Below are 13,229 nucleotides of genomic sequence, written 5' to 3' on the forward strand. Positions count from 1 at the left end.
TAACAGAACAACTTAAACAAGAAATGGCAAAAACACTGATTCATCCCATTGCAACGAATGAGAATAATCAGGAAAAAAAGTCATCACGATTTAAATACGGGGTTGTTTATTCTTCTATCGCTTTAAATATATTACTTGCGGTGATTGTTTCAATATTTATTAACACGGAGCCAGTAGCTTCTGTCGATGAGATAAAGAGCATAAATCCTTCAGTCAATGTCATTGAAAAGGAAACAATTCGCTTAGCGGATAAAAAAGAACGTAATGTAGTCACGCCTGAACAAGTTACTCCGGTAGATGAAATTATTGCGATTGCGTTAACGGATAAAGTTAATCAATGGCAGTTATTCACCTCTAGCAATAATAAGTTCTATATTGCTGTACGTAATCAATCAGGTTCGTACATAGTGTCGAATTGTGACGGACAAGTTTATTATTATGCCAATTTAATGCAGCAACGCTCGCATTTATCGCCAAATTTAGCGTTTATACAGCATTACCAGAACTTTTCGGTCTATCGCATTAACTATGGTATGGGCTCTCAAAAGGAACATTGGCTGAACAGCCAAGGTATTAAAGTGAATCGAGAATACTTTACTAATCTTAACTTTGAACAAATGCAGCAAGAGCTAAAATCGAGTTGTTCGATTTAAGAGCAATTTAAAGTGAACAGCGTGTTAAGGCTTGGTTAGCTTATTTAAAATGGCACAAAATATTTAAGCCCAATGGTGTACCGATTAAAAGGGGAACACTATTGGGCTTTGATTTAGGCTGTTTGTAATTGGCTACTGTTAAGCGCTTTACGTTTCATTAGTAAAGTAAAGGCTGCAGGCACAAAGTAGAAAGAAAGCAGGGTAGTTAATACCGTACCGCCAGCGATGGTGACAGCAAACGGTGGCCAAAAACCACCACCTTCTAACATCAGTGGAATAAAGCCGCCCACAGTGGTAATGGTGGTTGAGGTAATATGCCGTGTACAACTCATTACCGCAGTGTGAATGGCATTGTGATCTCCATTAAGCGCATTGGGATCGGCTTTTAGTTCTGACAAGATCACAATGGCGGCATTGATAGCCAAGCCGATCAAACCTAATAACCCTATGATCACGGTAAAGCCGAAGGGATAGTTAAATAACCAGACTGATAATAAGCCTAATCCTGATGCCATAAAGCCCACGGTGAAGATGATCAAACTGAGTCTAAATGAGTTAAAGGAAATCACGACTACCATGATCATTAAAGTAAACACCATAGATAAGTTAGCAATTAAGTTACCGACTGATTTATTACGCTCAGCTGATTCACCACCAATTTCAACTGAATAACCGGCAGGTAATGTGGCTACGTACTTATCTAGCTTCGTTTTAAATTGGTTCAATGCTGTTTGTGGTAATACACCTGCTTTTAAATAACCTTCGATCACATTGATCCTTTGTCCATTGCGGTGGGGGATCGCACCTCGAGTCGGTGATAGTGATAATGATGCAAGCGAGGAAATCGGTATCCCTGAAAATTGCTCATTATTATTGTTATTCATCACTGGAATATGCAGGTTTGCTAAGTGGGTCATATTCTCACGAGCGTTGTTATCAACACGCACTCGGATTGGAATGGCTTCAGTACCTTCGATGATATTGCCATTGGTGATCCCAATTAACGAAGCTTGCAATAAATTGGCAATATCTGTGAGTTGTAAGCCGCTTAGTTGGCTAGCTTGCTCGTTTACATTAACACGTACTTTCGGTAAGCCAGAAAGCAGTGTTTCCCGGGTATGGGTAACGTTAGGCGTACTTGCCATCAGTAAGCGAATATCTTCCCCAATGGTTTTTAATTTATCAAGATTATTGCCGTATAAACGTACTTCTAACGGCGCATTAAAAGGGGGGCCTTGTTCTAGTTTTCGTACTAAGATCTGTGCCTCTGGAATGTCTTGATCCAATTGTTGCTGAAGTTTTGGGATTAATTTATTAGCAACTTTAAAATCTTTTGCTTTGATCATGGCATTCGCAAAGTTAGGTGTGCCTTGCTGGCTTGCCACCATGTTGTAGTAAAACGATGGGAAGTTAGTGCCAATAAGCCAATTGACGTTCTCGATATCTGCATGTTCAGCCAGCAGTTTATCAATCTTTTGCGTTGTTTGTTTTGTCGCATCAATACTCGCTTGAGGCGGCAAAAATACTTGAATCTCAAACATGTCACGATCTGAAGGTGGGAAGAATTGCTCGGTAAGTTGAGAAGCACTCCACATGCCGATAAATGGCAAAATCGACATGATCCCCAATGTGAGTAAAGGACGCTTAATGGCTACTTGTACTGTTCGCCCAAATTGCTTTGCTAACCACGGTAGCGTTAACCCTGTTTGATACCATGCATGACTGTTACTTTGCTTGGGTAACCAGTGGGCAGCAAATCCTGCGACTAAGGTATGGGCGATAATGTATGAGCCGATCAGTGAGAATGAAACGGTAAGCGCAATAGCACCAACAAACTCACCAGCAGGGCCGGGCATAAGGAAAATAGGTGCAAAGGCAAGAACGGTTGTTAGTGTTGAGCCTAATAATGGGATCCAAAGATGATGGATAGCTTTTAATGCCGCTTCTAAACGCTCCATCCCTTTTTGACGATAATGCTGAATGGTATCGACCATGACAATGGCATTATCTACCATGATCCCCAGAGCCACGATTAAGCCGGTTACTGACATTTGGTTCATCGGTAAGCCAGTAAAGTGCATTAAGGTTAAGGTAAATAAACAGGTTAATGGCAAAGACAGCGCAACAATAATCGCTGAACGTACCCCTAAGGTAATGAATAGAACAGCAAGTATTAATGCAAAGCCAAGTAATAGGTTAGATGCTAGATCGGATAAACGTGTTTGGGTGTAGCCTTGCTGTTCAAAGATATGATTGAGTTTAATATTACTCGGTAATTCGTGTTCAAATTGAGTCAGAAATTGATTAACACGCTCCGTCCATTGATCGACACGTAAATGAGGCTGCATACGTGCTGCTACAATCACTGCTGGCTTACCATCAATAATGGCTATTTCAGCGGCAGGATTGGTTTGCTGTCTGCTGATGGTAGCAATATTTTCTAAACGAACCAGATGACCATTACTATCAATCGTAATGGGTACTTGACGAATCCGATCAAGTGAATCGAGAGAATCTGCAATTTCAAGGCTAAACCGGTTTTGACCGTTGACTAGCTCACCTGCGGCATTTTTGGCATCTGCACCTTGAATGGCAGAGGAGATAGAAATGGCTGAGCCACCTAACGCACTGACAGCAACGGGATCAATTTTCACTACCACTTCTTCTTCTGGCAGCCCATATTCATCAACAAATTCAGTGCCATTTAATGTGCGTAGTCTATTTGCTAGCTCAATAGCGTAGCGACGAAGTGTTAATAGATCGGTGGTTGAGTTCCCTTGCCAAGTTAAAGCGGTGATCACAGTAAAAGCAAAGGAATGATCGCTATCTAAATCAGGAACAGAGGCACCTTTCGGCAATTGTGGCGTGACATCTGAGAGCTTATCTCTAGCATCAGACCAAACTGGCTCAGAATCGGTAACGCTGTCTTTTAGCTCAATACTTACCAGTGATACACCGGGGCGTGAGACAGAAGTAATGTTGTTAATTTCATCGAGCTCTCGAAGTTTGTTTTCAATTTTCTCTGTGACTAAAGCTTCAACACGTTCTGCTGTTGCACCAGGGTAGTGGGTAATGATTGAGGCATTACGGTTATTAATGATCGGATCTTCAGCACGAGGCAGGGTCGATAGCGCTGATAAGCCACTAACAATCAACAATGCAACCGCTAAAACCAATAAACGGGTATTAGAAAGAATACGTTTCATGCTTACACCCCGTTATCGTTAGCATCAGTCGGCTTGATCGCCGTTTTCTGCTTTGGGGGGATTTGTGGCTTTATGGTAACGATTTGCCCCGGTACCAAGCGGTGTAATCCGTTAGCAATGATGTGTTCGCCATCTTGAATTGCACCTTGAATAAAGGCTTTATCATTAGCGGCATAAAGTAATTGTACTGAACGACGTTCAACTTCAGGGCCTGCACCATTTTCAGTAACAGCAAAGATATTCCATGTGCCTCGAATACCATCAGTTAATGCTGATAAAGGTACCCAAAAGCCAGATTGTGATTGGGTATCATCGTAATTAAGGTAGGCAAGCTCACCATTGATCACTTTGGCATCTGCAGGCAGTGAAAAACGGAAACTGATCGTACGGTTATTTAAACCAACGGTTGCACCTGGATTTAATAAGTTGACCGGATAAGCATGTTTACCAATGCGCACCGTCCAGTTTTTTTGAGCCAATACGCCTGAAACTTTATCTATTGGGATTCCGATATGGACTTCTTTATTGTTATTAGCTAACAAGGTAACGGTTGGGGTTCCTGCGTTAACAACATCACCATGAGAAACATGACGAGCACTGATCACACCGTTATAGGGAGCAATAATGGTCGATTTTGCTAATCGTAATTGGTTGGCTGCAAGGGTGGCGGAAAGTTGGCGAATACTCGCTTGTAGCTCTTTACGTTGGCTGGTGAGGTTATCAATGTCTGAAGCGGCACTAAAGCCTTTCGCTTTCAGTGATTTCTGACGTTTAAGATTGGTATTCACTAATTCTAATTGTGCCGTGATTTGCGCTTGCTGCGCACGTAACTGATCAGCCTCGGTTGCTAGCAATTGGGTATCTAGTGTTAATAGTGGATCGCCTTTTTTAACAGTATCGCCCGTATCAACGTAAATAGTGTCGATTTTACCGTTAAGTTCAAAGCCTAGCTTGGCTTGCTGTCCTGCTTGAACAAAGCCAACATATTCACGCTCAATGGCAAAATTATCTTGCTTGTTGAGTTGATGCGTATTAACGCTAAGTATCTGTTGAGACTCCGTATCTACGCTTTTTTCTGACGCATCACATCCACTGATAACGGCTGTGCTAACGATCACATATAACGCTAAAGAAGGTTTGGTTATCCATTGCATTGCTAGCTATCCTAATATTAAACTAGACTCTGTAGTCCATATGATTAAAAAGTATACTAACTAAACTGGACTGTCTAGTTTGATTTAGCGTTTTCTATAAAATGTTTAGCAATAAAATGCTTACAGGTGATCGAGTGTTAACACCAAGAAGTCAAATGAAAAGGCAACAAATTTTAGATGCCGCCACCAAGTTGTTTATCCAGCATGGCTACGCCATAACGATGGATAGCATTGCGGTAGAAGCAAATGTGTCAAAGCAAACGGTATATGCCCATTTCAAAACCAAAGATGAGCTGTTTGATACCTGTATTCGTGCTAAATGCATGGAAAGCCAGTGCGAACATATCTTGCTTAATGATGATCGCGATACACGTACGGTATTGTGTGGGTTTGCGAAACGTTTCCAAGAGATCCTACTTTCAGAAGAAGCGATCGTGACATACAGAACGGCTATTCGTCAGTTAGATACACATCCGGATTTGGCGAAAGTGTTTGTTTCTGCTGGGCCTCAAACCACGATTACGATGTTGGCGGAGTATTTAGCGGCGAAACAAGCACAAGGTGAAATTGCATTTTCTATTTCAGCGAAAGATGCTGCAATGCAATTATTATTAATGCTACATGGTCGTATCGTCTTTTTAGCTCAATTAGGTCAACCTTGTGATATGACGAGCCAAGAAAATGAAGCTTATATTGAAAGCTGTGTAGACTTGTTCCTTAATGGCTATAGAGTCAAAAAGTGAAATCGTAACGCAGCATAATGCAAAGAAAAGAGGGAGCCAGTTAGATGGATTTAAGTCAGTACAAAGCGGTTATCTTTGATATGGATGGCACGCTGGTGGATTCAATGCCAGCACATATTGATGCTTGGCAAACAACTTGTGAAGCCCACGGTATTCCTGTTGATCGTGATTGGTTCTATACCATGGGCGGTTCTCCAACGCTCAATACTGCCAAAGCCTTGATCGAGAAATACCAGCTTGATGCGGATCCTGTGTATCTAGCTGAATCTAAATTGCGCAATTTTGATGATATTAAGCAAAAAGGTGAAGTCATTACTGGAACCTTTGAGATTTTAAAACAAGCAAAAGCATTGGGTATGCCATCGGCAATAGGTACAGGTTGTCAACGCCGACACGCATTAGAGATCTTAACTGCAGCAGGTTTAATGCCGTTACTTGATGAAATTGTGACTGCCAATGAAGTTATCCAACACAAACCATTTCCTGAAACATTTTTACAAGCAGCTGAAAAGTTAGGTGTTGCAGCCAAAGATTGTGTGGTATTTGAAGATACCGAGTTAGGTTGCCAAGCAGCTAAGGCGGCTGGAATGGATTGTTATTTAGTGGCAGATGGTGAAATTACAGCATTTCGTCCGGCAAATATTTAGTGTTATCTCAATATCAGTTATCCTTGCGTACCGTTTAGCTTAATTCCAACGATTATGACCGATAAAAAATCTCACTCTCCGCGTGCGCATCACCAACCTCATCCAAATAAAGGTCAGCCTTATACTATTTCTGAAACGCGCTTTTGGTGCCAGCGTTTGGCGAAAACCACAATTCGAGCTTTACACATCTTAGGTGTTGCCGTATCAAGTGCAGGGTTTATTTTTGCGGTAGAAAAGTCACTGTGGATCAATTGGTGGATCTTAGCCATGATGAGTGGTATCACCATGATGTCATTGGAAATTTATCGTTCAAAGCTTTGGTTGATCCAACTTAAAGGCGTGCTTACGTTTGTGAAGTTATTGATGTTGCTGTCAATTGTTTGGTTACCTGCGCAACAGGCACATATTTATATTGCAGTGATTATCCTTTCTGTTTTTATTGCTCATGGTCCGGCAGGGCTTCGCCATTATTCTATTTGGCACCGTAAACGTATTGACGAGAAAAAGTCTTTAAATGGTTAATTACTTGGTAGCTATTAGACAACCGTAAAAGCAAGTATACAAAATAGCGATTACACTAAGAGTGGTAACACGGTTATAGATAAGGATGAATGATGGATAAACGCCAAATTGTATTTTTGTCTATTGTACTGACTGTTATCGCTCTGGTTGCTTTTGCGCTTTATGAAGAAAAAATCAAGCCAAAGCAGGCAACACTAGATCAATTAGTTACCGAATATATTCTTGCTAAAGGTGAAACGCTTCCTCAAACTACAGAAAATGAACCTGCTTATTTATCAGGACGGGCGGATCTTGATAACAATGGAAAACAAGAAACCTTTATTTTGATGCAAATGGATAAATATTGCGATAAACAACAGTGCAATGCATATCTATTTGATGATAAAGATAAAATTATCGCTAAGTGGAAAAATATTCAACGTCCAGTCTTACTTGGTAACGATATAACAGACGGCTGGAAAAATATTATTCTCACCACGAATGATAAAATGCACATCATTAAGCATAATAAAACGCAATATAACCAAGATGTGAGCAAAGCGCCGATATATGATGATAAAGATCAGGCGTTTGAAGCGGTAGGGCTTGCTATAGATAGCGACTATTATCAGAAAGATGGTACGAATTTAGAACTCGATTACTCCCAGCCTATATTTGATTGCCAAAGCTGTTATTTATTTAGTTATGAAAAATTTAATGATGACGCCAGCCAACTTTATTATTTATCGGTCGATGTAGCAACGAAACGAGTTCGTACAGTGGAAGCTAGTACGATTAGCGATAAGTAATTAGTGACAATTCACGATTTGAAAAACAAAAGGGCGAGGTGTTTATAGTAAACACCTCGCCCTTATTGTTATTTTAATGCAAAGGCTTGCTGGTGGAATAGCCAACCTTCTAACTGTTTTATATCGTTTTCAATTAATGAGCAGAGCATGTCTGTTGGGTGCTCGTAGTCATCTTGTTCTAAATCTGGCTTTAATAGTTGTCCATAGCGGTGCGGAAAGTGCTTAACAATCCATGACAGTTGCTTAATCCACTTCTGGCTAAATTGGCTATCTTCTTGTGAATAAATCCCTAACTTTGTTGCCAATAATAATGAGTCATTTAAACGCCGTAAGATGATAAGCAAACTGCGCCAATCCTGTGATGTACGAGGGCTTAAATTAGGCTCTTTTAATAGGTTAAAGATTTCATTTTTTAAGGTGTAGTAATTATCTTGCACCTTATACAAATTCAGTTTTTGCTCAAAAAGCGGCTTATCTAGCACTGTCACATACAAGATCTGAGATCGCATCATGCGTGTAATGTATTGATCAAGCCATCGCATAGTCCAACTTGGGGCAATGAAATAGTTAATAGAAAACGCAATCGTGACACCAAAGAGGGTATCGATAATACGATAGAAGGTGATCAAGGTGTTATCAGGTGACAGCAAACTAATCGCAAACACAATCATCGATGTTAACCAGAATACATGTATGTCGTAACGCTCTTTATGGTAAGTCGTAAAGGCGAAAAACACCGAAATACTGGTGAGTATGATCAAGTGCTGATGAGGGACGAAATACAAGCATACAAAGCTATATAATCCGCCTAGCGCAGTACCATAAAAGCGATGCCACATACGGTGATTTGTCACACCCATTGAAGAGGTCAGTAACACAATAAAAGCGGTTAGTGAAATCCAGTAACCTTGTGGGATGTTATAGAAAATCGTTAAAAATTGCGTGATTGCCAAGGTGAGCGCAATTTTTCCCCCATGACGCCATTCTTTCGATTTTACATTCAATGCACGTTTGAAATTGCGTAAAAACGATTTGGTATCAGAGGTAAACAAGTAAATGTTTTTACTGTAATCCAATGGTGAAAAGTTAGAAAAATTATAACAACGCTTTAATTGCTCCAACAAATCAACAATATACTGGTTGTTTTTACGTTCGTTAACATCAAAAACCGCAGTGATCTGTTGCTGATGTTTTAATTCAAAAGCGGCTTGTTCGATCCAAGCAAATAGGCGAATACGGGTTGTTTCATGCAAACTGAAACTTAAGATACGTTCTAGGCTAATAACATATTCCGCCACTTCTAATGAGCGTTGTAATTCCATACGCACTTGCTCGGTACGTTTGGCAGACGTAATAGAATTGCTGTAATAAGCGACTTTATGAGCGCATTGATAAAAATGTTGTCTTTTCTCTTCAAGTAGTGATTCGTCGTCCGTTAAGCGTAATGTATCTAGCCAATCAGCCAGTGATGTTGTCACGGATTGAATATGGCATTGCAATATACGGCCTTTGAAAAATGGCCATAACATCAAAGATGTGAACATAACACTAAGTGCTGCAAATAAGTTCGCAAATAGAATGATCAGAAAGGGGTTATCGGCACTGGCGAAGTGGATCGACATGATGTAGGTGAAACCAAAGTTATAACCAAATAAGCGAATGTGTGGTCGTTGATTAGACATTAAGCCATAGACGATCGCTATCGAGCACAACGTTACTGAGCTTAGCCAAATATTGTCATAGACGCTGTAGGCTAAATAGGTCGAGCCAGCAGTGAAAATGGTTGATAAAGACAGAATCTGTAGGCGTTTTAAGTAAGGCAGATCACGCCCTTGTACGCCTAATAACCATGCGGTGATCAGCCCTGAGATACCCGCAGCAGTGAAGCCGAAAAAGTAAAATAGTCCAAGCGATAACACCATAGGAATGGTGATACGAATAGAGTCGGGGATATCTGCCGCGTTAGAAAACCAACGAGACCAAATTAAGCGAAGAGAATACTTTTTCATTATTTGATAGCAAGAACGCGAGCAAAGCAGATACAAGTAAGAATAGTGGGTAATGTATTTGCTGTAGGGATATTAGTGCTGCGTAATGTATGCCTATCAACCACAACTGACAAGTATATTTATATTATAAATAGAATTTATTATTTCTTAACGATGATTTGTTAAAGATATAAGCAAAGAAAGGTTATACAGCTCAAGAAGTGAGCTGTATAAAAAGAATTAAGCTGATTGCAGAAGAAGTTGACCAAGATAATTCATGGTGAAAGCGGCATCTTGTGCTGCTGTATTGACTTTTTGGATGTATTTATCTGCACGCTCAGGATCATCTTTTAGGCTTAGCTTGATTTTATTTACCATTTGCTCAGCCATTTCAGTTTTCTGCTTACAGTCGTTAAACAGAGCTGAAATGAAAGAAATCTCAATTTCTCCGCCTTTTGTGAATAACTCAGCTGCAATGTTGTAAACAGTGTGGAATTTGTTTGCAGCGTCTTTTTTGCCGTCTTGAACTTCGGTTGCCCATTCGGTTGCCCATGTTTTAAAAATGGCGGCAATCTGCGGGTTAGCGGTGATTTTGATTTGTTGCATTTTTCAGTTCCTAGCGTTATTCGATGAAGCATAGTAATTCAGCTTAATGGTGGATTAAAGCCTTTCTTAAAAGAAAACAAATAGCTGAAGTTAATTACGCTGTTATTTGTGGTTTTCTTAATCGTTTTTATGGTTGATAAGCCAAATATAATAGATTTAGTTCACATTATTGATTTGAAGTTGCACTTTATTGTCGTTTGTATTGCGAAAAAGCTTGCCTGCGACACTGTAACGTTTTAGCTTGGTTATAGCCGATAATATTATGTTAACTGGCTGATGCTAAGGAGGAACTTATGATTAAAGTGAACTTCGATTTAGCGAAAACTGCATACGATAAAGTACTGAAATATCCTTATGGAGGTGAATTAGAACAACATGAATATTTAGCACTAAGGGTTTTCCGCTGGGATCTCGCCCGTGCTGGTATGCAAATCGATCGTGCCTTTGATTTACGATTAAAGAGGTGTGGCTATCGGAATATAGCAACACAACCTGCTAAAGCGCATCGACCTCTTCCTGCCTGCGTTATTGAGAAGATGAGTGATGCTTGGAAATTTCAAAACGGTTATATGTAATGTTTAACTCCCATCAATAGTGGCTAAAGAAATGAACTTTCTTTAGCCCTTTTTCGTATTGCCAGTAAAGTATTTATCAATATATTACTGAAAATAAGGGAAACATTATGTCTGTCTCTTTTTCTCTACCGTTCGGTGTTCGCCACGTTTTTCTCTTTCATTTTCTACTTTTAATGTTAGCTATCTCATTGGAAGCAAAAGCGAATACTTGCCCCAGTATTTATCAACACTCAATGAAGCAACTCGACAGTACTGAGAACTATAACTTTTGTCAGCAGCTTAATAACAAAGTGGTACTGTTTGTGAATACTGCCAGTCAATGTGGGTTCACACCACAATTCAAGCAGCTTGAAATGCTATACCAAGAATATAAAAATCAAGGCTTGATGGTAGTAGGGTTTCCTTCAAATGACTTTATGCAAGATCGAGGGACCGAAAAGCAAATAGCCAAAGTGTGTTATAGCAATTACGGTGTCACCTTTCCCATGATGGAAAAATCGAAAGTATTGGGCAAAAATGCTAACCCGATCTATAAAACATTAGCGATTCAATCAGGTAAATCTGTAGGCTGGAATTTTCAAAAGTATCTGGTGAATAAAAAAGGAGAGGTAGTTGCAGTGTTTCCTTCAAATATGTCGCCGATAGCGAATGACATCACATCAGTGATTGTTGCTGAACTAAATCAGTAGTAATGATAATAAAAAAGCCAGCAGGATTAACCCATGCTGGCTTTGTTCTTTTGCTGATAATTATTTAGCGAAACTATTACCGTTTTCACGGCGTGCTTTAGCAATTGTTTCTGGGTGCCATGCACCTTCTAGATCTTCTAATTCAGGGAACTTAGAACGATCAAACTCAGGTGTCTTACCTTGTTTTAGCTGGTGTTCGTAGTCTTTGATGACACGAATAGCCAATTTAGATAGGAAGATTAACGCAATGATGTTCACCAGTGCCATTAAGCCCATAGAAGCATCTGCAAGATTCCAAACAACAGGTAGTGAAGCGACAGAGCCGAACATGACCATACCTAGTACACACAAACGGAATAGCATCAGACCTTTTTTAGTGTTGCCATTTAGGAACATGATGTTTGTTTCAGCGTATGAGTAGTTAGCAATGATTGACGAGAAACAGAACAATAGAATCGCTGCTGCAATGAAGTAAGTCGTCCAGTTACCTAGCTCGTGTGACAGTGCTGTTTGAAGCAGGCTAATACCTTGACCTGAGTTAGGCATATCCATTACACCAGATAGCATGATCATCGCAGCAGACGCAGTACAGATAACAATGGTATCAACAAACACACCTAGCATTTGTACAAAACCTTGTGATGCAGGGTGGTTAGGGTTTGGTGTTGCACTTGCAGCTACGTTAGCTGCTGAACCCATACCCGCTTCGTTTGAGAACAAACCACGAGCGATACCAGTTTGCATTGCTTGAGAGATAGTAAATGCCACACCACCTGCTGCCGCTTCCTGCCAGCCGAAAGCACTTTTCACAATAAGTGATAGTACAGCTGGAAGCTCAGAGATGTTCATGATCACAATCACGATAGCAATAGCAAGGTAACCAAGTGCCATGATTGGCACAATCTTTGTTGATGCAGCAGCAACACGGCGTAGACCACCCATGATGAAGAATGCAGAACAGATTACGATCACAATACCTTGCGTTGTTTCGTTAAAGCCGAAAGAGTGGTGTAGAGCATCAGTAATGGTATTTGCTTGGACAGCATTGAAAACGAAACCGAAAGCAATGATCAAACAAACTGAGAACAGGGTACCCATCCAACGCTTGCCTAAGCCTTTTTCCATGTAGTAAGCAGGGCCGCCACGGTATTGACCATCAACGTCTTTTACTTTGTAAACTTGCGCAAGGGTTGATTCAATAAAGGCTGTCGCCATACCAAATAGTGCAATTGCCCACATCCAGAAAATCGCACCTGGGCCACCAACACTTAATGCAACCGCAATACCTGCCATGTTACCTGTACCCACACGTGCAGCCATTGAAGTACAGAAAACTTGGTATGAGCTGATGCCGTTTTCTAAATCACGACCACTCTTTAATACATCAATCGCATGGCGGAATTGACGGATCTGGATGAAACCTAAACGGAGTGAGAAATAAATACCTACACCAACGAGTAAGTAAACCAGAACGTGTCCCCATAGTACGCCGTTAACTGAACCTATGATTGCTAACAAACTATCATTGATAGTTGTGAGCAAATTTTCATTCGTAGAATTCATAATTTTTCCTGTCAATAAAACTTAATCATCAATAATCAAGTGAAATAGGAAGATTCATTTGTAGTGAAAATTCCAAGTTATCGGTTTGTATGATG

12 protein-coding genes are annotated in these 13,229 nt (G+C 40.3%); 7 read left to right on the forward strand and 5 right to left on the reverse strand.

The genetic code is table 11. The annotated features are described in order from the left end of the window. Nucleotides 1-653, forward strand: a 653-nt coding sequence (locus E5A76_RS07175; RefSeq protein WP_161118511.1) for a molecular chaperone DnaJ, incomplete at its 5' end; no start/stop codon positions are given. 113 nt (nt 654-766) lie between these two features. On the opposite strand, the gene E5A76_RS07180 is transcribed toward E5A76_RS07175, so the two are convergent. Then, nucleotides 767-3,859 (reverse strand): efflux RND transporter permease subunit, encoded by a 3,093-nt coding sequence (locus E5A76_RS07180; protein WP_161118512.1) that lies wholly within the window; start codon nt 3,857-3,859, stop codon nt 767-769. 2 nt (nt 3,860-3,861) lie between these two features. Next, nucleotides 3,862-5,013: an efflux RND transporter periplasmic adaptor subunit gene (locus tag E5A76_RS07185; RefSeq protein ID WP_161118513.1), complete on the reverse strand. Its 1,152-nt coding sequence runs from the start codon at nt 5,011-5,013 to the stop codon at nt 3,862-3,864. Nucleotides 5,014-5,168: 155 nt separating this feature from the next. On the opposite strand from E5A76_RS07185, the gene E5A76_RS07190 reads away from it, so the two are divergent. The 4 genes from E5A76_RS07190 (at nt 5,169) to E5A76_RS07205 (ending at nt 7,713) form a co-directional block, all read left to right on the forward strand. Continuing rightward, a complete protein-coding gene (locus E5A76_RS07190) occupies nt 5,169-5,756 on the forward strand; it encodes a TetR/AcrR family transcriptional regulator (protein WP_237458858.1) in 588 nt (195 codons plus the stop codon). Nucleotides 5,757-5,800: 44 nt separating this feature from the next. Continuing rightward, the gene (locus E5A76_RS07195; protein ID WP_107165164.1) at nt 5,801-6,403 is read left to right on the forward strand and encodes an HAD family hydrolase; all 603 of its coding nucleotides are present in this window, start codon (nt 5,801-5,803) and stop codon (nt 6,401-6,403) included. A 54-nt stretch (nt 6,404-6,457) separates the two neighbouring features. Next, nucleotides 6,458-6,925 carry a hypothetical protein gene (locus E5A76_RS07200; RefSeq protein ID WP_107165165.1) on the forward strand — a complete coding sequence of 156 codons (468 nt, stop codon included), beginning with the start codon at nt 6,458-6,460 and terminating at the stop codon, nt 6,923-6,925. Between the two features lie 92 nt (nt 6,926-7,017). Then, the gene (locus E5A76_RS07205; protein ID WP_161118514.1) at nt 7,018-7,713 is read left to right on the forward strand and encodes a hypothetical protein; all 696 of its coding nucleotides are present in this window, start codon (nt 7,018-7,020) and stop codon (nt 7,711-7,713) included. Nucleotides 7,714-7,781: 68 nt separating this feature from the next. Here the strand turns inward: E5A76_RS07205 and E5A76_RS07210 are convergent, their stop codons facing one another. Then, entirely contained in the window at nt 7,782-9,722 is a 1,941-nt protein-coding gene (locus E5A76_RS07210; RefSeq protein WP_161118515.1) for an FUSC family protein, read from the reverse strand. Between the two features lie 219 nt (nt 9,723-9,941). Then, entirely contained in the window at nt 9,942-10,307 is a 366-nt protein-coding gene (locus tag E5A76_RS07215) for a hypothetical protein (protein WP_161118516.1), read from the reverse strand. A 293-nt stretch (nt 10,308-10,600) separates the two neighbouring features. Here E5A76_RS07215 and E5A76_RS07220 point away from each other — a divergent pair, with 293 nt between their 5' ends. After that, nucleotides 10,601-10,882, forward strand: a complete 282-nt coding sequence (locus tag E5A76_RS07220; protein ID WP_008986902.1) for a hypothetical protein — start codon at nt 10,601-10,603, stop codon at nt 10,880-10,882. 107 nt (nt 10,883-10,989) lie between these two features. Then, nucleotides 10,990-11,571: a glutathione peroxidase gene (locus E5A76_RS07225; protein ID WP_081001670.1), complete on the forward strand. Its 582-nt coding sequence runs from the start codon at nt 10,990-10,992 to the stop codon at nt 11,569-11,571. Between the two features lie 60 nt (nt 11,572-11,631). Here E5A76_RS07225 and E5A76_RS07230 read toward each other — a convergent pair whose 3' ends face one another. After that, nucleotides 11,632-13,134 (reverse strand): alanine/glycine:cation symporter family protein, encoded by a 1,503-nt coding sequence (locus E5A76_RS07230; RefSeq protein ID WP_053988168.1) that lies wholly within the window; start codon nt 13,132-13,134, stop codon nt 11,632-11,634. Nucleotides 13,135-13,229: the final 95 nt, after the last annotated feature.

The sequence above is a fragment of the Photobacterium lucens genome, from assembly GCF_009873615.1.
GTDB lineage: Bacteria > Pseudomonadota > Gammaproteobacteria > Enterobacterales > Vibrionaceae > Photobacterium > Photobacterium lucens.

Coding starts and splice junctions, on each gene's coding strand:
- E5A76_RS07220 (WP_008986902.1), top strand. CDS start 10,601: ATGATTAAAGTGAACTTCGATTTAGCGAAAACTGCATACGATAAAGTA.
- E5A76_RS07210 (WP_161118515.1), bottom strand. CDS start 9,722: ATGAAAAAGTATTCTCTTCGCTTAATTTGGTCTCGTTGGTTTTCTAAC.
- E5A76_RS07205 (WP_161118514.1), top strand. CDS start 7,018: ATGGATAAACGCCAAATTGTATTTTTGTCTATTGTACTGACTGTTATC.
- E5A76_RS07180 (WP_161118512.1), bottom strand. CDS start 3,859: ATGAAACGTATTCTTTCTAATACCCGTTTATTGGTTTTAGCGGTTGCA.
- E5A76_RS07195 (WP_107165164.1), top strand. CDS start 5,801: ATGGATTTAAGTCAGTACAAAGCGGTTATCTTTGATATGGATGGCACG.
- E5A76_RS07230 (WP_053988168.1), bottom strand. CDS start 13,134: ATGAATTCTACGAATGAAAATTTGCTCACAACTATCAATGATAGTTTG.
- E5A76_RS07225 (WP_081001670.1), top strand. CDS start 10,990: ATGTCTGTCTCTTTTTCTCTACCGTTCGGTGTTCGCCACGTTTTTCTC.
- E5A76_RS07185 (WP_161118513.1), bottom strand. CDS start 5,013: ATGCAATGGATAACCAAACCTTCTTTAGCGTTATATGTGATCGTTAGC.
- E5A76_RS07190 (WP_237458858.1), top strand. CDS start 5,169: ATGAAAAGGCAACAAATTTTAGATGCCGCCACCAAGTTGTTTATCCAG.
- E5A76_RS07215 (WP_161118516.1), bottom strand. CDS start 10,307: ATGCAACAAATCAAAATCACCGCTAACCCGCAGATTGCCGCCATTTTT.
- E5A76_RS07200 (WP_107165165.1), top strand. CDS start 6,458: ATGACCGATAAAAAATCTCACTCTCCGCGTGCGCATCACCAACCTCAT.